Source organism: Bartonella sp. MR110HLJHH, assembly GCF_042194225.1.
GTDB lineage: Bacteria > Pseudomonadota > Alphaproteobacteria > Rhizobiales > Rhizobiaceae > Bartonella > Bartonella grahamii.
The window spans coordinates 249421-273614 of the sequence record NZ_JBHIMQ010000001.1; the positions used below are offsets into that span (position 1 = coordinate 249421).

The window sequence follows — 24194 nt, forward strand, 5'->3', positions numbered from 1 at the left end:
AACAACAGTTTGTGCTGTGGCATATCAAAAAGTGATACTTTATCTCCTCTTAAGAAAGCTTTTTAATAAAAAATAACATCCGTTTTCTATAAGAGGTTATTCTTTTCAAGCTGTTTGAGGTGGTAAATTGCTTCTAAAGCTTGTTTAGGAGAGAGTTCATCGGGATGGATATTTTTTAAAGCTTCGTGAAGTACACAATGTTTGTTTCTTGCTTCATTGACGGGAGATGTTGCTTTAAGAGAAAAGAGTGGTAAATCATCAATGAGTTTATGCCCTTTTCCAGCCATTTCACCTTGTTCTAATTGATGGAGTACATCTGTTGCTCGTGTAATAACGGCTGGGGGAAGTCCAGCAAGCTTTGCGACTTGTACACCATAGGAACGGTCAGCAGCTCCTGGTGTGACCTCATGAAGAAAAACTACATCACCATCCCAATTTTTGACTTTCATGGTTACATTATGCAGTCTGTCAAGTTTTTCGGTAAGTGCAGTCATTTCATGAAAATGGGTAGCGAGAATAGCACGACAATGGTTAACTTCATGGAGATATTCAACAGCAGCCCAAGCAATAGAAAGTCCATCAAAGGTTGATGTCCCACGTCCTATTTCATCAAGAATAACAAGGGAATGGTGGCTAGCATGATTGAGAATTGTTGCTGTTTCAACCATTTCCATCATAAAGGTTGAGCGCCCCCGTGCAAGATCATCGGAAGCCCCAACACGACTAAATAGGCGGTCAACAACACCAATATGTGCTGAAGTCGCTGGAACGAAGGACCCCATTTGCGCCATAATAGCAATAAGAGCATTTTGCCGCAAAAAAGTTGATTTTCCTCCCATATTAGGCCCTGTCAACAGCCAGATTGCTGCATATTGCTGATTTTCTTGCACAGAGAGATCACAATTATTGGCAATAAAAGGTTCTGCTGCTTGTTTGCGGAGTGCTTGCTCGACGACAGGATGGCGTCCTGCTGTGATATGGAAGGTAAGTGAAAGATCAATTTTAGGTCGGCAATAGCCTTGTTCTTCAGCAAGATATGCTAAGGCGACAGAGACATCTAAAATAGCAAGTGCTTCAGAGGCTTTACGAATAAAATCAACTTGTTCGGTAATTTCCTGAACGAGAATATCAAAAATCTCTAGTTCAAGTGTCAATGCGTGATTGGCAGCATGGGCAATACGGCTTTCAAGGTCAGCAAGCTCTGTTGTTGTAAAACGCATAGCGTTTGCCATTGTTTGCCGATGAATAAAACGTGCTTTAGCTTGTGGATTATTTGTAAGAGCAGATGCTTGTGTACTGGTTACTTCAATGAAATAACCTAGAATATTATTATGCTTTATTTTAAGCGTTTTAATATCTGTTTCTTGGGCATATTGCGCTTGAAGTTCAGCAATGACACGGCGCGATTCATCACGTAAAGCACGCATTTCATCGAGCTCTTTATGATAATTTGAACGAATAAAACCACCATCACGTTTAAGGAGTGGGAGATCATCAGCTAATGCTTGTTCTAAATGAAAGTATAACGCTGTGGGTAAGTTTGAGAACACCTGTTGTACATCACTTATTTCTTGAGGCAGAAGCTCATTATTAAGAAGTTGATGCAATTCACGAATGATTTCAAAGCCGCGCTGGATTGTCGCCATATCACGGGGACCTCCTCGTCCAAGAGCCAAACGTGAAACGGCGCGGGGCATATCTGGTCCCCCTTTTAAAATAAGCTTTATCGCTTCTGCAAGAGAAGGATTACGTAGAAAAAAATCGATAGAATCCAAACGTGTATCAATAGCCGAAGGAGTGGTGAGGGGAGCAATAAGGCGATCGATGAGAAGGCGTGATCCTCCTCCTGTTACAGTGCGATCAATAGCTTTTAATAAACTTCCATCCCGTTGACCTGATGTCGTACGAATAAGTTCAAGGCTTAATCTGGTTGCGGCATCAATAAAAAGAGTCGCACTTTCATTTTGGCGCTCAGGCTGCATGAGGGGAGGACGATGCGTGATTTGTGTTTTTTCGATATAACGAATAGCAGCTACAATTGCAGAGAGTTCGGAACGTGAATAATCGGCAACGCCTTCAAGAGTTGAGAGTTTAAAATAATTGCAAATATCGCGTTCAGCGGTCAGTGCATCAAAGAGACAAGCAGGTTGAGGTGAAACGATACGATCAAGAACATTAAAAAGTGATTTGTGAGATTTATCATGAAAGAATGAATCAGCAACAATGATTTCTTGTGGATCCACACGCATAATATCTGCCAAAAGTTTTTCTTGGCGGCTTTCTGTTACACGAAATATGCCTGTTGAGATATCAATCCAAGAAAGAGCAAATTCCTCTCCATCGCTTGTTTTTATACGGGAAAGTGTCATCAAATAATTTGCGCGTGTTGGATCAAGGAGTTTTTCTTCTGTTATCGTTCCAGGTGTTACAAGGCGAACAACATCACGCCGAACAACAGATTTTGAGCCACGTTTTTTTGCTTCAGCAGGATCTTCTATTTGTTCACAAACAGCAACTCGGTAACCACAAGCAATCAGTTTTTGTAAATAATCATCAGCAGCATGAACGGGAACACCGCACATAGGAATATCTTGTCCTAAATGTTTTCCGCGTGCTGTGAGTGTGATTCCTAAAGCCTGAGCAGCTTCAATCGCATCATTAAAAAATAATTCATAAAAATCCCCCATTCGGTAAAAGAGAAGAGAATCATGATGTACGGCTTTGATTTCTATGTACTGCTCCATCATAGGTGTCAGACGTTCTTGAGAGGAAGCAGATGAGGAGGCAGGCTGTGGAATTAAATTATTTTTATGGTTGTCTTTTTTATCCATTTGTACGAGGCCTGTTTCCTTTAAGTGAAGTTTTTACTCTTTTTTGTTTACTTCAATATCTATTTATCTCTAAATTGCAACGCATCATCAGATTTGCTAAGGCAAGAATAGCGAGTTCTAATACATGAATCAAATTTAATGACTATACGCATTATCAAGCAAAATTTACACTGTTTTTGGAGAAAATAAAGTGAAATGAAAGAGAGCAAGCAGGATCAGAAAATGTCTCAAACTGTTTACAGTGCGAGCGAAAGAGAAGCTCTAGATTTTCATAGTCGTGGTCGACCAGGAAAGCTTGAGATTGTTGCAACAAAGTCTATGGCAACACAGCATGATTTAGCACTTGCTTATTCACCAGGTGTTGCAGTTCCAGTTAAGGCAATTGCTCAAAATCCAGCGTTAGCTTATGATTATACAGCAAAAGGAAATCTTGTTGCTGTTATTTCAAATGGAACCGCTATTTTAGGGTTAGGTAATTTAGGAGCCCTTGCCTCTAAGCCGGTTATGGAAGGCAAAGCAGTGCTGTTTAAGCGTTTTGCGGATATTGATTCCATTGATTTAGAAATTGATATAAACGATACAGAAAGTTTTATCAATTTGGTGCGTCATTTAGAACCTTCTTTTGGTGGAATTAATCTTGAAGACATTAAGGCGCCAGAGTGCTTTATGATTGAAAGCCGCCTACGCGAGGTGATGAATATACCTGTTTTTCACGACGATCAACATGGTACAGCAATTATTGTTGCTGCTGGTGTTCTCAATGCTTTGACTTTAACAGGGCGTGATATGCAAAATACGCGGTTAGTCTGTAATGGTGCTGGTTCTGCAGGAATTGCTTGTATTGAACTGATTAAAGCGATGGGCTTTCGTTCTGAAAATATCATATTATGTGATACAAAGGGTGTGGTCTATGAAGGCCGAAAAGAGGGAATGAATCAGTGGAAATCTGCGCATGCTATTCCAACAGATAAACGTACGCTTATAGAAGCAATGGAAGGTGCAGATATATTTTTTGGGGTTTCTGCTAAAGGTGCTCTTACTCCTGAAATGGTAAGATCTATGGCACCACAGCCGATTATTTTTGCTATGGCTAATCCTGATCCAGAAATTACGCCGGAAGAGGTTATGCAAGTGCGTCATGATGCCATTGTCGCAACAGGGCGTTCCGATTATCCAAATCAGATTAATAATGTTCTCTGCTTTCCTTATATATTTCGTGGTGCACTTGATGTGCGTGCAAGAGTTATTAATGAAGAAATGAAGATTGCTGCGGCAAAGGCTCTTGCCAATTTAGCGCATGAAGAAGTGCCTGACAGCGTTGCAGAAGCTTATCGTGGAAAGCGATTAAAATTTGGTCCTAATTATATCATCCCTGTTCCTTTTGATCCACGTTTATTGACGGTTGTTTCAATAGCGGTAGCAAAAGCAGCAATGGAAAGCGGTGTTGCGCAAAAGAACATAGATGATTTAGAGGCCTATGAGCGCGATTTGAATGCGAGACGTGATCCTACTTCTTCGATGATGCGTGGGGTTTATAACCATGTTCGTCAAGCGCCAAAACAAATTGTCTTTGCAGAAGGTGAAGAAGAGCAAGTTATGCGGGCAGCCGTTTCCTATGTTCATCAAAAATTAGGACAAGCGATTTTGGTCGGTCGTGAAGAGCAAGTAAGAGAAACAGCTGTTATCGCTGGAATTGATCTGGAGCGTGAAGGTATTTCTATTATGAATGCTAAGCTTTCTTGCCGTACAGATGATTATGCGAATTATCTTTATAAAAAGATGCAGCGTCAAGGCTGGCTGTTGCGTGATTGTCATCGTCGTATCAATAATGATCGCAATTATTTTGCTGCGTGTATGGTGGCACTAGGAGATGCTGATGCAATGGTTACAGGGGTGACACGCAATTATGAAACAGCGCTGATCGATATACGTCGTGCAATTGATGAAAAACCAAAAGAACGATTGATTGGTATCTCAATGGCCATTTGCCGAGGACGAACTGTGTTTATTACGGATACAGCTGTTTATGAAAATCCTAATGCTGAAGAACTTGCGGATATAGCGGAACAAACCGCTTCGTTTGTACGTGGATTTGGATATCAACCACGGGTAGCATTTTTAGCATTTTCTACGTTTGGTTATATGAAAGGGCAAATCACACAGCAAATTCAGGATGCGATTAATATTTTGCATGAACGCAAGGTTGATTTTGAGTTTGATGGAGAAATAAGTGCTGATGTAGCACTCAATTCCAAATTGATGCAGCAATATCCATTTATGGGATTAACAGAGCCCGCTAACATTTTGGTTATGCCTGGATATCACGCGTCTTCCATTGCAAGCAAAATGTTACAAGAACTTGGTGGAGCAACCATCATTGGTCCTATTTTAATTGGATTGGAAAAATCTGTCCAAATTGTACCGTTTAGTGGAAACGATACAGATGTGGTCAATATTGCAATGCTCGCGGCTTATCATGCCGCAAAAGCCGTCTAAAGGAAAAAAGCCCCTAATATACCAATAATATATCAAGGGGCTTTATGATAGCAAAAGAATAAATTTTTTAAGAGGGCTGTATTTGATTGTCTTTTTGTTCTTCGGCGAGACGCTTTTGGAAGAGGGCTGCAAAATCAATAGGATCAATCCATAAAGGTGGAAAACCACCATTTTGAGTAGCATCAGATATAATTTGGCGAGCAAATGGAAATAAAAGACGGGGACATTCAATAAAGACCAATGGCATAACATGTTCTTGTGGAATGTTTTCAAGGTGGAAAACACCACCGTAAATCAGTTCTACATGAAATAAGATTTCAGTATTATCATTGGCTTTGACGGAGAGAGACAAAACGACATCATAATTGTCATCACCAATTGGGTTAGCATTGACGTTAATATTGATATCAATTTGTGGTGATTTTTCACGTGTACGCAATGAACGAGGAGCACCTGGGTTTTCGAATGATAAATCTTTTAAATACTGAGTTAATACAGCAAAAACCGGCTCTCCACCACTGTTATTCATTTCATCTTCGGCCATACGACGAACCTCTCTCATTATAATATGTATATTTATTTTAGATCTAAAGACAAAATTGGTTATCACGCCTTGCAAAAGGTTGCAAGAAATGCGCTCTTTATCTTGAATATTTTTTTAGTTTGTTACAGATTTTTTAGGCATTTCAATGGTTATCATCATTTTTGCGCCATGGAGATTCTGTCGTATCATGAATTGTGTAATCTTCTGCGTTAAGATCAATTATTTTTTCAGAGTCATTTTTTCTTTTAGTATTGGGATTTATTTTGTTTTTTAATGATGTAAAGAAATGCCAAACAACAGAGCGAATTGGTTTAATAAGAAGTAATATTCCCAAGAGATCACTTACAAAGCCGGGAAGAATAAGTAAAATTGCACTAAACATGATGAAAGCATCATTAATAATATTATTCTCTAATGTGCGTCCTTGGATAAGTTCAGTTTGTATGTTTCTTAAAAGGCTAAACCCTTGAACTCGCAATAAAACAACCCCAACTATGGTTGTGAGAATAACCAAACTCAAAGTTGCCAAAATACCAATTTCTTGACCAACAAAGATAAAACCAGCGATCTCGATTAAAAGAATGCAAAGAAAGATAACAACAAAAAAACGAGGACTTATAGAATAAAGTTTTATCACATGCAAATTTCCTTCTGGATGAGGTGGGGAGAAATTCTTAAGAGCACTCCATTTAATATAAAATCTATAAAAATATTTGAATGGTAGGATTCCTTATTTTACATATTTATTGATAAATGGTATTGACTGCAATGTTTATTAGAGATTTAAGCTTTGGAGATTGACAGCGCCCATGGAATTTGACGTTATACTTGTCATAGCTCTTGTTGTTATGGTTGTTATTTTTGTGCAACTCCGTAATGTATTAGGGAAACGAATTGGGTTTGAAAAGCCCCCCTTTGATCCTTATTCGCGTCGTTCTAAAAAACAGGTTGAAGCAGAAACGGCTGATAATATTGTTTCGTTCCCTCATCAGAAAAATTCACAAAAAGACGACTTTAGTGAAATTGATAAAATTTCACCGGAGGGGAGTATTTTGAATAAAAATTTGCGGGAATTGCATAAAATTGATCCTCAATTTTCTCCTCAATTTTTTATAAAAGGTGCACAAATTGCTTATGAAATGATTGTAACAGCTTTTGCCAAAGGTGATCGCAATCAACTTAAAAGCTTGCTTTGTCAGGATGTTTTTGAGAGCTTTTGTACGGCTATTGAGCAACGAGAAAAAAATAAAGAGAGAATAGAGTTCACTTTTGTTGGAATTAATAAGATCGAATTTGTTGCGGCGGCAATACAAGAAAAGGATGAACTTTTAACGATACGTATTGTCAGTGAGATGATTTCTGTTACTTATAATGAACAGGGTGAGCGTATAGACGGTGATCCTGATGCTATTGTAGAAATCAGGGATATTTGGACTTTCGTTCGCAATAGTTTATCGTCAGATCCAAACTGGAAGCTTTTTGCTACAGAAAATGAAAATTAAAATACTTTTTGTTTTTCTTCCATAAGTATTCAATGATTTATGAGAAATTAAAATGTCCTCAAGTAAATGGAGACAAAAAAGAGATTTATTGGCTTCACAGGATCGCCTTTTATGGGAGATGGTTTGTCGTACGATAACACCGCTTCACGGTAAGATGCTCTCTTCTGCTTCAGAAACTATTGCAAATATTAATGATAAAAAACAGCCTGTAACTCAAATCTCTTCATTGTCTCAGGAAAATCAACAATCCTCGACATTTATTAAAAAAGAAAAGAGGGCAGTTACACAAGTACAAAAGATTCATTTCTTTGATCATGTTGCACATCGTAAAATTTCCCAAGGTCGTTATCCTCTTGAGGCGCGCCTTGATCTCCACGGTTATATGCAGGAAGAAGCTTATTTTTTCTTAAAAAATTTTCTACAATCCTCTCAGCAGAGAGGATTGCGTTATGTCCTTGTGATTACAGGAAAAGGACGATCTGTTGGGAGCGATGGAGCTTTGTATAGATTTGTTCCGTATTGGTTATCAACACCAGCTTTTCGATATTATGTCCATGCGTTTGAGCAAGCAGCGCGTCAGCATGGCGGAGAAGGTGCACTTTATGTTTGGTTGCGCCGTTTCGTGTCGGGAAAAGGAAAGTGATGTTATTGTGGTCGTTCTAGGTTTAATATTTATTTATACGTAATAATTTATAGTTTTCGTATATTTCGTAAGAGCCTTGAATACAATATCCCCTTATTTATAATTTTTTATAAAAAATTATAAATATATCATTTTACATTCTACGTATTGCTTCACGCTTTTATTTATCGCATTCTTTGATGGGGCACATCCCTCACGCAAAACAGAATGACATTGGATTGCATATATGCACAGGCTTGTTTTAAAGAAACATTTCTCAACGCATCCAAGCCTATTTTGCGACGGCATCCGTGAAGGGTATAACGATAAATCCATTAAGACTCTTATCTTTATGCTTAATAAAAGAGCAAGCTGGCATCATCACACACTTTGCTAGCTCCCAATGTTGCAACAACTCTTGAAGCCCTTGGCACTTGAAAGCATTTGTAGAAGGCATGCTTTTTTTTAAGTGTTTTTACTCTCCCCAGTTCTCATCTCATTCGTGACGCCCAAACGAAAGATTTTGATTGATTCAATATAAGAGGGCTTGAAATGAAAGAGATATTGATGGATCTCATTTAGGTTGCAACGCGATAAATTGTTTTTATAAACCACAGCATTACTCTATTAAATACACGAAGAATAAAAACATGAGAAATTGTCTTATTCAAAAGATATTGCTATGGATAGTGTTAAAAGTAGTACAACTAAATTAAAGAGGATCTTGGAAATAAACAGGAATATAACTTTACAACACATAATTGTGCAATAGCACAAAAGATACAATTTCGTTGAATAGTTTCATGAAGAAATTTTTTCACTCATTAAAAGCTCTATTAAATTTCTTTCTCATAATAATTCGATAATTAAAATTTCATAACGAAGCGCAGAAGGTGTAGAATATGAGATTCAATCGAGGATATTACACTCTTATCCGACGTCTTTCAGATATTGGTTGAAATGCTAACTTAGCATGAAAGGCACAATAGGGGCTATTTTCATCAGAATCTGCACCACAAAAATGAAAATCTGCTGATAATGGATCGCCAACCGGCCATCTACATGTATTTTCACTCAATTGTAAAAGATTAAGTTGACGTGATATAGGCACAACTACATTGGATTTTGTGGATATATCAACTTCTTTTATATCTTCCGCTACAAATTCTGTCTTTAAAGCTGTTTCTTCAATACTTACAGATGATGTGTTCATTGGCGATACCGTGGATGTGTTGCGACGCACACGTGGAGATGATGGGCTGCTTCCCACGGGGGGTTTTTGCGTACGCGCGCTTCCTTGTGCTGTCTTACCGCGTCCTGGTAACTTTAATCGGTGTACTTTGCCGATGACTGCGTTTCTGCTGACCCCACCTAATTGAGCAGCAATTTGACTTGCACTTAACCCTTCACTCCAAAGCTTTTTAAGAAGCTCAACGCGTTCACATGTCCAACCCATACCAGCACTCCATTCCGATTACGTCACTAAGATGCTCTCCCCTTTGCATCTTCAAATGTTTTAATAATATTTTCACTACGCTGAATGAAAGAATTTTACACTCTAAGCGAGCATAAGAAAATCATCCAACCTGTGGACTTACAAACTAAAACACATCATCTTGCTTATTATATTATAAATTACAATATGCACTCACTCTATGACAAGAGTCTTTACCTCTTGAAGAGTTTATTTAGAATGTTTTCCCCAACTTGCAAATCAATCATAGGTTAAACTTTCACTTTTGTTTAAGGCTTTTTCCCAAAATGCTTATTTATAGAACCTTCATTGACTTTTTTTCAATTGGTGTAATGATCTATTCCATAGGTGTAATCATTAATCGTAATGAAATGTTGAAAGCACCGTAACAAAATGTACCATGTTGTTTTATTTGTAGTGTTGCTTTGTATATATATTGAAAAGGTTAAAATATAAAGGAAATTATGATGGATGCCGTCTCTATACAACCACTTTATGAATGCTTCGCACGACGAGATTTGCATTTTGAACAGGGGCATGGTGTATGGCTTATTTCCGATAAGGGAGAACATTATCTTGATTTCACATCTGGCATTGCTGTTAATGCATTAGGGTATTCACATCCAAAATTGGTTGATACGCTCAAAATGCAAGCTGAAAAACTTTGGCATGTTTCTAATATTTTTCAATCCCCTGAACAAGCAGCTCTTGCCACGCGGCTTTGTGCAAATAGTTTTGCGGATAAGGTTTTTTTCTGCAATTCAGGCACTGAAGCATTGGAGTGCGCATTCAAAACGGCACGTCATTATTACTATGCTGCTGGTCATTCAGAACGCATTGAAATAATTACTTTTGAAGGGGCATTTCATGGACGTACACTTGCAGCACTTGCTGCGACTGGGCATGAAAAATATCTTGAAGGCTTTGGACCTAAAGCTGGTGGATTTATTCAAGTACCTTTTTGTGATGAAATCGCTTTGCGTAACGCTATTAATAAAAATACCGCCGCTATTCTTATTGAACCTATTCAAGGAGAAGGAGGAATACGAACGGTTTCTCATGAATATTTAAGATTTTTGCGCAAAATATGCGATGATAATGGTCTGTTATTGATTTTGGATGAAGTCCAAACGGGTATAGGACGAACAGGGAAGCTTTTTGCTTATGAATGGAGTGATGTCTCGCCTGATATTCTTACCCTCGCAAAAGGATTAGGAGGAGGATTTCCATTAGGTGCTTGCCTTGCAACGGATAAAGTTGCAAAAAGCATGACACTTGGGACCCATGGTTCAACCTTTGGAGGAAATCTTCTTGGAATGGCTGTAGGAAATAGTGTTCTTGATATTTTGTTAGAGCCAAATTTTCTCAACCATGTTCAGCGTATGGGAAATAAACTAAGAAGTGGACTTTTGCACATTCTCAATATCTATCCTGATATTATCTGCGCAGTTCAGGGGATGGGCCTAATGGTGGGTATTCAGTGTGTTGTGTCTTCTAATCTTGTCGTTAATGCTTTAGAAAATGAATATCTCTTAAGTGTTGCTGCCAACAACAATGTTGTGCGCTTATTGCCTCCTCTTATCATTAGGAAAGAAGAAATAGATGAAAGTTTGCATCGTATTGAAAAAGCAATAGCGTATCTTTCGCAAGTAAACAAAGAAAGACAAATATTACACACATGACAAATGCTCTTCGTCATTTCACGGACTTATCCATTTTAACGCCAGCAATAGCACGCGCACTGATCGATTATGCAAAAATCCTTAAAGCATCTTTTAAAGCAGGGAAAGGTTCAAAACCTTTTATAGGTAAAACACTTGCGATGATTTTTGAAAAACCATCCACACGAACCCGTATTTCATTCGATATCAGTATGCGCCAGCTTGGGGGAGATACAATCATGCTCACGGGGTCAGAGATGCAGCTTGGTCATAGTGAAACTATAGCTGACACGGCTCGTGTTTTATCCCGTTTTGTGGATATCGTGATATTACGAACAACAAAACATCAACGTATGCTCGAATTGGCACAATATGCACAAATTCCTGTCATTAATGCCCTTACAGATGATACACATCCTTGCCAAATTTTAGCAGATATATTAACCTATGAAGAGCATCGGGGGCCAATTGCTGGCAAAATATTCGCGTGGATGGGGGATGGTAATAATGTGCTCCATTCCTTAATTGAGGCCGCAGCTCTTTTTGATTTTCATTTGCGTATTGCTACTCCAAAGGGCAGTGAACCACAAGAAAAATTTATACATTGGGCACGTGAACGAGGAGCGCACCTTACACTAACTCATAGTCCCCAAAAAGCAGCTCAAGATGCTGATTGTATTATGACCGATACATGGGTCTCCATGGGACAAGAATTTCGTGCTCGCAGTCATTCTATTTTTCAGCCTTATCAAGTCAATGAAGCTCTCATGAAATTAGCAAAATCTGATGCTCTTTTTATGCATTGTCTTCCTGCTCATCGTGGTGAAGAAGTGGTTGATTCTATTATTGATGGACCGCACTCCGTTGTTTTCGATGAGGCTGAAAATCGTCTTCATGCTCAAAAGGCAATTCTTTCTTGGTGTTTACAAGATGCGTTTTTCTCTCCACAATAGCTCCTCTACAACAAATTATATAAAAAAGGCAAAGCTATGAGTAAACAAGCTAAAGATGAAGCCTCTCTCAATAACAACTTCTTGCATGAAGATGATACTGTTATTCCCTTTCAAGTCGAAGAACTTGATATCCGTGGACGTGCCGTACAACTTGGAGAAACTTTAAATTCTATTCTTAACAGACATCAATACCCTGAACCGGTTTCTTATCTTCTAGCAGAAGCTTTACTTTTAACTGTTTTGCTTGGAACTTCTCTAAAGCTTACGGGAAAATTTATTTTACAAACTCATTCAGATGGACCGGTTAATATGTTGGTATGCGATTTTTCGCCTCCTTCCAGTTTACGTGGATATGCTCGTTTTGATAAAGAACAGCTTAAACAAGCCATGGACAATAATCAAATCTCTTCAGAAACCCTTTTAGGGAAAGGCACTTTAGCCTTCACAATTGATCAAGGTCCCCATATGCAGCCCTATCAAGGGATAGTTGCATTAGATGGATCAAATTTACAAGAAACTTCTCGTATTTATTTTGATCAATCAGAACAAATTCCTACCGATATCCGTTTGGCTGTTGCTATATTAATTAATCGTGACCAACAAGGAAAAACGCAGAAAAGCTGGCGAGCTGGAGGTATTTTGATCCAACTTTTACCCCAAGAATTGTCTCATCATAAAATAGATACCCCTCATCAAACGCGAGAAAAAACGAAAACCCATAGCCAATTGGATAACCAATGGCAGGAAGCTAAAATACTCATGGCAACGATTGAAAGTTCAGAATTAACAGATCCCCAAGTTGGTAGTAAACAGCTCTTGTTCCGTCTTTTTCATGAACAAGGTGTTAGAGTTTTTAATCCTTTTTCTCTTGTCGATCAATGTTCTTGTTCACACGAAAAAATTAAAGGAATCCTAGAAGGATTTTCGATTGATGAACGCAATAAAATGGTTAAAAATAAATATATTTCAGTCACATGTGAATTTTGCTCAAAAACGTATTGTTTTACACCACAAGAATTTTAGAAGAAAAAACATAATCAAATATTTTTCATAAAAAAATGATGATTGCAACAAAAGCCTATTTTATTTGCGTCATAAAAGTTTACCTATAAGCTCATATGAACTTCTAGAATATTTCTTGTCTTAGAGTTTTTTAATGTATACGAGTGATCTTTCTGTTGAAATCAGTAATCACGTCACCGAGTGCTTAAAAAAGAGTTCTCTGTAAAATATATTTTCTCCTCTCGAAAAAGCTTATTTCTTACAATGAATTCTTTTATAATATTCATTGATAGATTGATCATGTACTTATAACTTATCTTCTCTGTTAAATGAGATTTTTTGATTGTAGTCATATTTTCTTACTCGAATTTATCTTATTAAAAGTCAAAAAAGCTTATTAGTTGTAATCATAAGATAAATTATCGAAAGAATAAGAATGTATAGACTCAATATGGGCTTTATGGAGTCTATTACGAACAGATAGTGTAATGGGAATAAATATACCAATAACGCTGCGAAGGAATGGATTTGTTATTTTATAAAGATGAAAATAGTGGTGAAGTCCCCTCATAACAATGTGCATTTCAGATAAAAAAGCGGAGACAGAATACTATATGATTTTGAAAATAATAGTTGGTTGCTTTCACTAATCTAACGATGTTTCTATAGCAATATTGTTTTGTCCAAATAATCAAAAATAAAGTTCCAAAACAGATATTTAATCGCTAAAAAAATGAAAACTACTTAAATTTTTGTTATATTTGGGAGGTTTGCTCTACAGATATTTCTTTGCACATGTTTTTGAATCAACAATGGTAATGCTCTTGTCAAATTTTCCTAAGAAGAATGAGGATCCGTATAAATAAAGTAGCATACATAGCATGATAAAACGTTATGTTTTTACAAACCTGCATTATTGTATTTTTCAACTTAAAATATTGCCAATTATTTTCACGTTTAGACAATTCATAAGGGGTATTTTTAGTCTTTATCTTAAATGTTTTTTTGATTCAACATATAGAAATTTTAAAAAACACTCATAGTATACGGTATTTTCAGTTAATAGATAGAAATGGTAAATTACTATTTATAAATCAATATTTTGATATTTTATTTTTCTTCTGTCATGATCGCTTGTTTAATTTTTGGTAGAATTTTTTTTTGATAAATTTGCCATGTTAAGGGACCAACATGTTTGGCAATGATGATGCTCTCTTTATTCAAGAGAAAGGTTTCTGGGGGTCCATATATTCCCCAATCAATAGCTGTATATCCTGAAACATCAAAGCCAATAAATTTAAAAGGATTACCAAAACTGTTTAAAAAGCGCAGGGCGTTTGTTTTGTTATCTTTATAATTAATACCAATCAGATCAAAACGTCTATCTTGTGCAATTTTCATAAGAATAGGATGCTCTTCGCGACAGGGCAAACACCAAGAGCCCCAAAAATTGACCAACGTGACACGTCCCTTAAACTGTTTTGAATTGAGATAACTTTCTTTATCAAGAAGAGGAAGATGAATATTGGGAGCAGGTTTTTCAGCTAATGCGTTTGGGAGAAGAGAAGAATCTTGAAGGTTTTTTTTATCCATAAAGTTGAAAAAAAGCACCACGAGAAGAAGAAAAAGCACAAATGGTCCAAAAAAAACAAGCAGAACAGGCAAAGATATATTTTTTTTAAGTTTTGGAGGGATGTTTTTCATTATACTTTTCTTTTTGTGACAACTCTTTTTTGTTTAGCTGTTGGAGAATTTTTTTTTGGTATAGCGCTTTGCAAAGAATATATCCAATAAGACATAAGAGGGATATTGCAGAAAGCACATAGCTTAAAACAACAATTTGCTCGTGTTTAAGGGTGCTAAGGAAAAAATCAATTTTCTGAGATAGATTTCCTAAAAGTCCGCCCTGGATGCCATTTAGGTCGAGCATGATGAAGAGTCCTGTTGTTGTGCACGACGGGATTTTTTAATCTGAAGTATTCGAATATAATGACTATTGATTTCATTTCGCATAGCCATCAAATAGAGTGCAATAAACATAAAGATAAAACAAAATAGCATTGTTATAAGGGGCCATAACATAGCATTGTCGATTGTTGATCCTCCAGCACGTAACAATGATGCTGGTTGATGCAATGTATTCCACCAATTAACGGAAAATTTAATAACAGGAATATTAACAAATCCAACAAGTGTAAGAATTGCAGTAGCGCGAGCGGCTTTTACTTGGTTGTCAAAAGCACGTCCAAGCAGGATAATGGAAAGATAGATAAAAAGCAGAATTAAAACTGATGTTAACCGTGCATCCCAGACCCACCATGTTCCCCATGTAGGTCGCCCCCAAAGTGCTCCTGTCATGAGAGCCAATGCGGTAAAAATCGCTCCAATAGGCGCTCCACATTTAAGTGCCACATCAGCAAGATGATATTTCCAAATCAGATTTCCTAATGCTGCTGCACTCATCGTTACATAACAGAATGTAGACAACCACGCAAAGGGTACATGAAGGTACATAATCTTAACAGTAATGCCTTGTTGATAGTCATCAGGGGAATACATCACCAGAATAAGTCCTAAAATAAGGAAACACAATGTTATGCCGGCCAACCAAGGTAAGACGATACTGCTTATTTTCATGAAAAGGATGAAACTTGCAGGGAGTGACCTGATTTTATATGGACGAGATAGTTCATTCATGAAATTCATAATAGGCAGAGTTTTGCTATGCGGCAATCATCTTTTATTATTCTGATAAAAGTTTAAGCGTTATCGCAGCAACAAAAGAGCCAAAGAGACTCAAAAGAAGTGAAAAAGCGCTGAGAAGAGCCAAGGACGTGAGAAAAGAAATATTTGGATTTATTGGGGCTGTAGCAGCCGAGACACCAAAAATCATAATTGGAATGATCCACGGCAAGATAATGATAAAAATAAGCAGAGTACTGTGCAACAATGAGGTTGCCAGTGCCGCGCCTATGGCGCCAATAAAAATAATGGCTGGTGTTCCGCATAAAAGGGTAAGTATTGTTGTAAAAGTTATTGTTACATCTAAATGGAGCATGAGGGCTAAAATAGGTGTAGCAAAAATAAGAGGAAGCATTGTTCCTACCCAATGGGCAAGACATTTGGTAAAAACAATTAGTGTAAAACTTTGTCTTTTTCCTGAAAGGATAAATTGGTCGAGATTACCATCATCGCGATCGATTTGGAAAAGTTTGTTTAGATTGAGGAGTCCTGCAAGAAGGGCTCCAAACCACAATATACCTGGCCCTATTTGTGCAAGAATTTTGGGATCTGGTCCAATGGCAAAGGGGGTTATGACAACAACAGCGATAAAAAATAATAGTCCTGTTAGTGAAGAGGCTTGTGGCGCTAATAATAGTTTAAGGTCACGCCAGAACAGTGCTTTCATTTTATTCTCTCCTAGAGAGGTAAAAATTTTTCCAGAGCGATTTTATGGTTTTCTGGAATACCTAGGGAATTATGAGTTGCAGCGATAATCATACCACCTTGATTGAGATGACGCTGGAAAATACGAGCAAGGAGTTTTTGAGCATGGTTATCAAGTCCAGATATTGGTTCATCTAAAATCCAAAGAGGACGATAGGAGAGCAAAAGGCGAGCAATAGCTACGCGCCTTTGTTGTCCAGTTGACAGAGCTTTAAAGGGTAAATGTTCAAGGTTAGAAAGACCAATATCGGCAAGAACCTCATGCACAAAGCGTAAATGTTGACCGTAAAAATCTGCCCAAAATTGCAAATTGTCAATGACAGATAAGAGAGGTTTCATAGCATTTTGAGGACCAAGATAATGACACGCAGTTGCAACAGGGTATATTTGATTATGGTCTTTAAGTATTATATGACCTTCAGCAGCTTCAAGAAGACCGACAATGATTCGGAGTAATGTAGATTTTCCGATACCATTAGGACCGGTGATTGTCATCAGTTGCTGTGAAAATAAACAAAAAGAAAGACCTTTAAACAGAATTTCCTCGTTTCTGTAAGCGGCTAAATCTTTGCCTGATAACACCATGTGATTGCCTATTTTGTTTTTATTTTCATATTCTTTATTGCATTATAGAATAAAAAACACATTTTTTGTGCAATTGTACCTAGAATAGTTCTAGAAATAGTTCTATAAGAGATACCTTACATCAATATCTGGTGTAAAATGGTTTCTGGCGCTGATTTCCGCATTTGCCTACGAGAGGGTGGAGGGGGAAATGGATGGCGGAGGTGATTGCGTCTGCGCTCAAGCTGCGACCTTGACTCGTAGTTTGTGTTGTTCATTCCTGGAAATTGGGTGGTTATAGTATGAGGGTGGACAGTCATGACTCAAATTGATAGCTTTAATTGTCGCAAAGTATTAAATGTTGGTGGCAAAGAATATACTTATTATAGCTTGATCGAAGCGGAGAAGAATGGTCTTGAAGGTGTTTCTCGTTTACCGTTTTCGATGAAAGTTATTCTCGAAAATTTATTGCGATTTGAAGATGGTCGCACAGTTAAAAAAGAGGATATCCTCAATGTTGCTAAGTGGTTAAACGACAAAGGGAGCGCTGGGGCAGAAATTGCTTACCGTCCTGCACGTGTTCTTATGCAGGATTTTACAGGTGTTCCAGCAGTTGTTGATCTTTCTGCAATGCGTGATGCTATGGTTAAACTTGGCGGTAACGCTGAAAAAATCAATCCTCTCATTCCCGTTGATCTCATCATTGATCACTCAGTTATTGTTGATGCTTTTGGCAATTCCATGGCTTTTAAGGAAAACGTTGAGCATGAATATGAACGCAATGGTGAACGCTATCGTTTCCTTAAATGGGGGCAGCAAGCCTTTCAAAATTTTCGCGTTGTTCCTCCAGGAACAGGGATTTGTCATCAGGTTAACCTAGAATATTTAGCACAATGTGTATGGATGAAGAATGAAGAGGGGTGTGAGACGATTTATCCTGACACCTGTGTGGGAACTGATTCGCATACAACTATGGTTAATGGTTTAGGGGTTTTAGGTTGGGGTGTTGGTGGTATTGAAGCAGAAGCAGCAATGTTAGGCCAACCTGTTTCTATGTTGTTACCTGAAGTGATTGGTTTTCGTCTAACAGGTAAACTTAAAGAAGGTGTAACAGCCACCGATCTCGTATTGACTGTGACTCAAATGCTACGCCGGAAGGGTGTTGTCGGTAAATTTGTTGAGTTTTTTGGTCCTGGTTTGGAGCAGATGACGCTTGCTGATCGGGCAACGATTGGAAATATGGCACCTGAATATGGAGCAACGTGTGGTTTTTTCCCAATTGATAAGGAGACAGTGCGTTATCTCAATATGACAGGGCGTGATGAAAATCGGATTGCCTTAGTAGAAGCTTACACCAAAGCACAAGGGATGTGGCATGACGAAATGGTGGCTCATCCCATTTTTAGTGATACAATTGAATTGGATATGGGAACTGTTGTTCCTTCTATGGCTGGTCCTAAACGTCCTGAAGGACGTATTGCATTGGAAAACGTTGGGCAGGGTTTTGAGAAGGCATTGGTCGAAGACTATAAGAAGACTTCTGAACAAAATAAGCGTTATCGGGTCGAGGGTGAAGAATATACGCTTGGTCACGGTGATGTGGTGATCGCTGCGATTACGTCGTGTACGAATACATCGAATCCAAGTGTTCTTATTGCAGCGGGTCTTTTGGCAAGAAATGCAGTGGCAAAAGGTCTCAAGAGCAAACCATGGGTAAAAACTTCTCTTGCACCAGGTTCACAAGTCGTTGAAGCTTACCTGCAAAACTCGGGTCTGCAAAAAGATTTAGATGCATTAGGATTTAACTTAGTAGGATTTGGGTGCACAACATGTATTGGGAATTCTGGTCCTTTGCATCCAGCTATTTCCAAAACGATTAATGACAATGGTATAATTGCATCTGCGGTTCTTTCGGGAAATCGTAATTTTGAAGGGCGTGTTTCCCCTGATGTGCAAGCGAATTATTTAGCTTCACCACCGTTAGTTGTTGCACATGCGCTCATCGGGACGGTGTGTAAAGATTTAACCAAGGAACCTCTTGGTGAAGATTCAAATGGCCAACCCATTTATTTGAGAGATATTTGGCCAACCTCTCAAGAAATACAGGAATTCATCGAAAAAAATGTCACGCGTAAGGTTTTTGCTGAAAAGTATGCAGATGTTTTTAAGGGAGATGAAAATTGGCAAAAAGTTCAGATTCCTACGGGTTCTACCTATTCTTGGGATGAGCAATCCACTTATGTACGCAATCCACCTTATTTCGATGATATGCAGAAAATACCTGATATCTTACCAGATATTAAAGATGCACGGATTTTAGGTTTATTTGGTGATAAAATCACGACGGATCATATTTCTCCTGCTGGTTCTATTAAAGCAGCTTCTCCTGCCGGAAAATATTTAATGGATCATGGTGTTAAAGTGGCTGATTTTAATCAGTATGGAACGCGTCGTGGGAATCATGAAGTTATGGTGCGTGGGACCTTTGCCAATATTCGCATTCGTAATTTCATGTTGGGGGAAAATGGTCGGGAAGGAGGTTATACGGTTCATTATCCGTCAGCGGTAGAACAGGCCATTTACGATGCAGCAATGGCGTATAAACAAGAAGGTACTCCACTTGTTGTTTTTGCTGGTATTGAATATGGCAATGGATCATCGCGCGATTGGGCAGCCAAAGGTACCAATCTTCTTGGTATAAAAGCAGTGATTGTACAGTCTTTTGAAAGGATTCATCGCTCTAATCTTGTTGGTATGGGCATTGTTCCCTTTGTCTTTGAGGAGGGTGTAAGTTGGAAATCTTTAGGCTTAAAGGGAGATGAAAAGGTGACAATTGAAGGAATTCATAACTTGAAACCTCGTCAAAAGACAGTAGCGAAAATTACTTTTTCTGATGGTACGATAAAAACCGCTCCGTTATTATGCCGTATCGATACTGAAGATGAGCTAGATTATTTGCATCATGGGGGAATTTTGCAATATGTCTTGCGTAAGTTAGCTGTTTAAATTCTTTTGTTTGTTAAGGAATATCTATTATTAAGCTATAAAGTTGCGGATCAAAGAGTTTGGCTTCGTTTTTTTATGACTATCTTTGAAAATCTAATTGACGTTAGCTTTGGGATTGCGCTATAAGCCACACAGTTATAGGCAGCTTTATAGTTTTGCTTGGGTTGAATTTATTTATATTGGTAGAGTTGTCATTTAGACTCATTTTACCAAGGTGTTGAAAGAGAGATTATATTTATGGCGAATACACCTTCTGCTCGAAAAGCGGTGCGCAAGGTTGCAACGCGCACACAGGTTAATAAGGCCCGCCGTTCGCGCGTTCGTACCTTTATACGTAAGTTTGATGATGCTTTAGCGGGTGGCGATAAGGCATCTGCAGAGATTGCATTTAAGAATTTTGAGCCTGAAATTATGCGTGCGGTTTCTAAAGGGGTTTTTCATAAAAATGCTGCTGCGAGGAAGGTATCGCGTTTAGCTAAACGTTTGAAGGCTCTCAGCGTTTAAGCTTTTTCTCCTTTATTGAGAATCAAGCCAGTATCCATGAGGATGCTGGCTTTTTGTTTATTATTTCAAAAAGTTTCTATTGAAAATAAGAATCGATAATGATTCTCCTCTTGAAAAAGGAGAGAAAGTTTATAGGGGGAGTATGGTTATCCACAAGCTTTGTGGATTTTTACAGAGTCTTTTTTGTCAAGCATTTTATTTTTTTTTTTAAATCTGAGGAGATTCTTTAATTATTGGTAAATTTAGAGAAAAAAAATGAATTGAATCAATATTTTTTTCATTCCTCATTGATACAAGCATTTTTTTCGGGTTTTTTGATTTTATTTTGACCTCTTGCATTTTACCTCTGCTGTTTTGTATGGTTCTTATGAAGACTAAAAAGCATGAAGGGGTCACACCAGCACATTGTTCTATATTTTGTTGAGTACAAGATGTTTTGACTTAGGCTTTTCGAAGCTTTTGTACTGGAAAGGTTTTCTGACGATTTTTTAGTTTTCTGAATAGATATGTTTACCATTTTAGAAGGGTGGGTCATATCATGAGTGCAAGTAAATCTTATTGGTCATCTTTGTTAGTGGGGTTGTGATGAGGCTATCCTAGGGGAGGGTGAGTAATCTTATTTGGGGTAGGGCGTTTTGCCTTCGCTAGATTTATTTTAGCTGTTTGGCAGGACAAAATTTTATTTTTATCAGGATGGAAGATGGTGGATAAATTGAACTCTAAAGCTAGTTCCTTTAAAAGGGTTTCGGTGAATATCCTGTCAGCAGAGAACATAATAAAGAATAGGATGACGGAGAGTGATGAGGATGTTCGTAGAAATGCTTCTATAGGGCATTCTATTGTTTCAGAGGAGGAAAGTGCGGCGGCTTTTATACGTGTTATGGCGCAATTAAAGGTGCAGGTTGGTGTTGAGGCTTATACCAGTTGGTTTGGACGTGTGAAGCTTGCTGAATATAGCCATACTCTTGTAAAGCTTTCTGTTCCTACTGCTTTTTTACGTTCATGGATTAATAATCACTATGGTTCTCTTTTGACTCATTTATGGAAACAAGAGAATTCAGCAATTCTTCGTGTTGAAGTTATTGTTCGTGGTATGGAACGCGTTTCAAGAGACGTCGTTTGTAAAAGAAGTGTTCCTTCTGTTGTGCTAGAGGAGCAGGCGACTTCATCTTTTGTTGAAAGTTGTGCAGAGCATTCAGTTAAGAGTTCTCAAACGGGAGTTTTTGGATCTCCGCTTGATTCGCGCTATACTTTTGAAAGTTTTGTTGAGGGGGCTTCTAATCGTGTTGCTTTAGCAGCTGCGCGTTCAATTGCGGAGGGGCATAAAAGTGCTTTGCGTTTTAATCCTCTTTTTATTCACGCATCTGTTGGTTTAGGAAAAACACATTTGCTTCAGGCGATTGCTGCTTCTGCATTGAAGCGTTTAACGTCTGCGCGCGTTATTTATTTAACTGCTGAATATTTTATGTGGCGTTTTGCAACAGCTATTCGTGATAATGATGCTCTTTCTTTTAAAGAACAGCTTCGTGATATCGACCTTTTGATTATTGATGATATGCAGTTTTTGCAGGGTAAGTCGATACAACATGAGTTTTGCCATTTGCTTAATATGTTGCTTGATAGTGCAAAACAAGTTGTTGTCGCTGCAGATCGTCCGCCAGCAGAATTAGAATCGCTTGATCTTCGCGTTCGTTCTCGTCTTCAGGGAGGGGTAGCTCTTGAAATTGAAGCACCAGATTATGAAATGCGTTTGCAAATGTTGCGCCAGCGGTTGAAGGTGGCACAACAAGATGATGGCATGGTATCAATTTCTGATGATATCTTGGAATATATTGCGAAAACGGTTTTAGGGTCGGGGCGTGATATTGAAGGTGCATTTAATCAGCTCTTGTTTCGTCAATCTTTTGAGTCTGATTTATCTTTAGAGCGGATTGATGAGTTATTAGGTCACTTGACACGTCCTGGTGAACCTAAGCGCATTCGGATTGAAGAAATTCAGCGTACGGTAGCACGTCATTATAATGTTTCTAAACAGGACTTGTTATCTAATCGTCGAACACGTACGGTTGTGAAGCCACGGCAAGTTGCAATGTATTTAGCAAAAGTATTAACTCCTCGCTCGTTGCCAGAAATTGGGCGTCGTTTTGGTGGGCGTGATCATACAACAGTTTTACACGCTGTGCGTAAAATTGAAGATTTGGTTTGTGGTGATCAGACCTTGGCTAAGGAACTTGAATTGCTTAAGCGGTTGATTGGAGAACAGGCTGTATAGTGTTTATTGTTTCTTTCTTTGGAGAAACTTTAAAGAATTTAATGAAAAGATTTATTTTTTCTTATGCAGGAGTGGCTTGCCATTTTAAGAGAGGTTTAATAAAGTCTAGCAGGCGATTCTTTGAAGAGGATCTATTTTTAATGCTAAGGAATTCTTATAGTTTTTAGTAAATCATACGGGGCTTTTATGCGTATTACAGTTGATCGCAGTCAATTTCTCAAGTCTCTTGGTCGGGTTCACCGTGTGGTAGAGCGCCGTAATACTGTTCCTATTTTATCGAATGTACTGATTGATGCAGAAAATGGTTCTGTGCAGTTAAAAGCAACAGATCTTGATTTAGAGGTTACGGAATCTTTTGCAGTTAATGTTAAACAAGCTGGAGCAACAACTGTTCCAGCACATTTGCTCTATGATATCATTCGAAAACTTCCTGATAGCAATGAAGTTGTATTATCCGTCGATGAGAATCAGGCAGCTACAATGTCCGTTGTTTCGGGTTGTGCACATTTTCAGCTTCAATGTCTTCCGAAGGCAGATTTTCCAGAGTCGCTTCCTGGGCAGTTTGGTTATCGTTTTTCTCTATCGGCATCAAGCTTAAAACATTTACTTGATTGTACGCAGTTTGCTATTTCTACTGAAGAAACCCGTTATTATCTTAATGGTATTTATTTACATGTTATTAATGACGGTGTTTTGAAATTGCGTTTGGTTGCAACTGATGGTCATCGTTTGGCACAAGTTGAGATGGAAGCTCCTTCAGGAGTTGAGGGAATGCCCGGTGTTATTGTCCCCCGTAAAGCTGTAGGAGAATTGCAAAAACTTCTTTCAGAAGAAAATGATAGCGATGTATGTATAGAGCTTTCAGAGACAAAGATTCGTTTTTCTGTAGGTTCTGTGATTTTTACATCAAAATTAATTGATGGAACATTTCCGGATTATCAACGTGTTATCCCTCTTGGAAATGATAAAGAATTAATTGTTAATAGGCAGGACTTTTCTTCTGCAGTTGATCGTGTTTCAACGATTTCAAGTGATCGGGGGCGTGCAGTTAAATTAACGATTGAGCACGGACAGTTAAGGCTTGTTGTTAATAGCCCAGATTCGGGCAGTGCAGAAGATCAATTATCAGTAACTTATGCATCTGAACCGCTTGAGATAGGATTTAATTCACGTTATCTTTTGGATATTGCTGGGCAGCTTTCAAGTGACGAGATGGTTTTTATGTTGGCTGAGGCTGGAGCACCAGCTCTGATTCGTGATAATGATGATGTGGATGTGCTCTATGTACTGATGCCTATTCGCGTTTAGGGGCAATT

At 38.2% G+C, this 24194-nt stretch carries 19 protein-coding genes; 10 read left to right on the forward strand and 9 right to left on the reverse strand.

The genetic code is table 11. The features are described 5' to 3' along the window. Positions 1–86: 86 nt before the first annotated feature. The gene (mutS, locus tag ACFIKB_RS00965) at positions 87–2831 is read right to left on the reverse strand and encodes a DNA mismatch repair protein MutS (protein ID WP_375652586.1); all 2745 of its coding nucleotides are present in this window, start codon (positions 2829–2831) and stop codon (positions 87–89) included. A gap of 195 nt (positions 2832–3026) precedes the next feature. Between mutS and ACFIKB_RS00970 the strand changes: the two genes are divergently transcribed. Next, the gene (locus ACFIKB_RS00970) at positions 3027–5327 is read left to right on the forward strand and encodes an NADP-dependent malic enzyme (protein WP_375652588.1); all 2301 of its coding nucleotides are present in this window, start codon (positions 3027–3029) and stop codon (positions 5325–5327) included. 67 nt (positions 5328–5394) lie between these two features. Here the strand turns inward: ACFIKB_RS00970 and secB are convergent, their stop codons facing one another. Next, positions 5395–5871, reverse strand: coding sequence for a protein-export chaperone SecB (secB, locus tag ACFIKB_RS00975; RefSeq protein ID WP_012754523.1), 477 nt, complete (start codon positions 5869–5871; stop codon positions 5395–5397). Between the two features lie 142 nt (positions 5872–6013). After that, positions 6014–6508 (reverse strand): FxsA family protein, encoded by a 495-nt coding sequence (locus tag ACFIKB_RS00980; RefSeq protein WP_012754524.1) that lies wholly within the window; start codon positions 6506–6508, stop codon positions 6014–6016. Between the two features lie 172 nt (positions 6509–6680). On the opposite strand from ACFIKB_RS00980, the gene ACFIKB_RS00985 reads away from it, so the two are divergent. Further along, a complete protein-coding gene (locus tag ACFIKB_RS00985) occupies positions 6681–7373 on the forward strand; it encodes a Tim44/TimA family putative adaptor protein (RefSeq protein WP_012754525.1) in 693 nt (230 codons plus the stop codon). Positions 7374–7425: 52 nt separating this feature from the next. Next, complete coding sequence (locus ACFIKB_RS00990; RefSeq protein WP_012754526.1) at positions 7426–8016, forward strand: Smr/MutS family protein; 591 nt, start codon at positions 7426–7428, stop codon at positions 8014–8016. Positions 8017–8917: 901 nt separating this feature from the next. On the opposite strand, the gene ACFIKB_RS00995 is transcribed toward ACFIKB_RS00990, so the two are convergent. After that, positions 8918–9451, reverse strand: a complete 534-nt coding sequence (locus ACFIKB_RS00995; RefSeq protein ID WP_375646976.1) for a GcrA family cell cycle regulator — start codon at positions 9449–9451, stop codon at positions 8918–8920. A gap of 485 nt (positions 9452–9936) precedes the next feature. Between ACFIKB_RS00995 and ACFIKB_RS01000 the strand changes: the two genes are divergently transcribed. From ACFIKB_RS01000 to ACFIKB_RS01010, 3 genes are read left to right on the forward strand one after another with little or no spacing between them, the layout of a single operon-like run. Then, on the forward strand, positions 9937–11151 hold the full coding sequence (locus tag ACFIKB_RS01000) for an aspartate aminotransferase family protein (RefSeq protein ID WP_375652670.1): 1215 nt from the start codon (positions 9937–9939) through the stop codon (positions 11149–11151). Continuing rightward, the gene (gene argF / locus ACFIKB_RS01005) at positions 11148–12083 is read left to right on the forward strand and encodes an ornithine carbamoyltransferase (protein ID WP_375635426.1); all 936 of its coding nucleotides are present in this window, start codon (positions 11148–11150) and stop codon (positions 12081–12083) included. Before ACFIKB_RS01000 ends, argF begins: the two co-directional genes overlap by 4 nt. A gap of 36 nt (positions 12084–12119) precedes the next feature. Continuing rightward, positions 12120–13106, forward strand: a complete 987-nt coding sequence (locus tag ACFIKB_RS01010) for an Hsp33 family molecular chaperone (RefSeq protein ID WP_375646977.1) — start codon at positions 12120–12122, stop codon at positions 13104–13106. 1089 nt (positions 13107–14195) lie between these two features. Here the strand turns inward: ACFIKB_RS01010 and ACFIKB_RS01015 are convergent. The 5 genes from ACFIKB_RS01015 to ccmA are packed head-to-tail and all read right to left on the reverse strand — an operon-like array spanning position 14196 to position 17117. Further along, complete coding sequence (locus ACFIKB_RS01015; RefSeq protein WP_375652589.1) at positions 14196–14789, reverse strand: DsbE family thiol:disulfide interchange protein; 594 nt, start codon at positions 14787–14789, stop codon at positions 14196–14198. Beyond that, positions 14764–15015 (reverse strand): hypothetical protein, encoded by a 252-nt coding sequence (locus ACFIKB_RS01020; protein ID WP_375635429.1) that lies wholly within the window; start codon positions 15013–15015, stop codon positions 14764–14766. The genes ACFIKB_RS01015 and ACFIKB_RS01020 overlap by 26 nt, the downstream gene beginning before the upstream one ends. Then, positions 15003–15782: a heme ABC transporter permease gene (locus ACFIKB_RS01025; RefSeq protein WP_375652591.1), complete on the reverse strand. Its 780-nt coding sequence runs from the start codon at positions 15780–15782 to the stop codon at positions 15003–15005. Before ACFIKB_RS01025 ends, ACFIKB_RS01020 begins: the two co-directional genes overlap by 13 nt. Positions 15783–15828: 46 nt before the next feature. Continuing rightward, complete coding sequence (gene ccmB / locus ACFIKB_RS01030; RefSeq protein WP_375652592.1) at positions 15829–16494, reverse strand: heme exporter protein CcmB; 666 nt, start codon at positions 16492–16494, stop codon at positions 15829–15831. Between the two features lie 11 nt (positions 16495–16505). Then, a complete protein-coding gene (gene ccmA / locus ACFIKB_RS01035) occupies positions 16506–17117 on the reverse strand; it encodes a heme ABC exporter ATP-binding protein CcmA (protein ID WP_375635432.1) in 612 nt (203 codons plus the stop codon). Between the two features lie 297 nt (positions 17118–17414). Here ccmA and acnA point away from each other — a divergent pair, with 297 nt between their 5' ends. From acnA to dnaN, 4 genes are all read left to right on the forward strand, one after another. Continuing rightward, positions 17415–20102, forward strand: a complete 2688-nt coding sequence (gene acnA / locus ACFIKB_RS01040) for an aconitate hydratase AcnA (RefSeq protein WP_375652593.1) — start codon at positions 17415–17417, stop codon at positions 20100–20102. A 237-nt stretch (positions 20103–20339) separates the two neighbouring features. Continuing rightward, on the forward strand, positions 20340–20606 hold the full coding sequence (gene rpsT, locus ACFIKB_RS01045; RefSeq protein WP_375644393.1) for a 30S ribosomal protein S20: 267 nt from the start codon (positions 20340–20342) through the stop codon (positions 20604–20606). Positions 20607–21306: 700 nt separating this feature from the next. Continuing rightward, the gene (dnaA, locus tag ACFIKB_RS01050; protein WP_375635435.1) at positions 21307–22878 is read left to right on the forward strand and encodes a chromosomal replication initiator protein DnaA; all 1572 of its coding nucleotides are present in this window, start codon (positions 21307–21309) and stop codon (positions 22876–22878) included. Positions 22879–23064: 186 nt separating this feature from the next. Beyond that, the gene (gene dnaN, locus ACFIKB_RS01055; RefSeq protein WP_375635436.1) at positions 23065–24186 is read left to right on the forward strand and encodes a DNA polymerase III subunit beta; all 1122 of its coding nucleotides are present in this window, start codon (positions 23065–23067) and stop codon (positions 24184–24186) included. Positions 24187–24194: the final 8 nt, after the last annotated feature.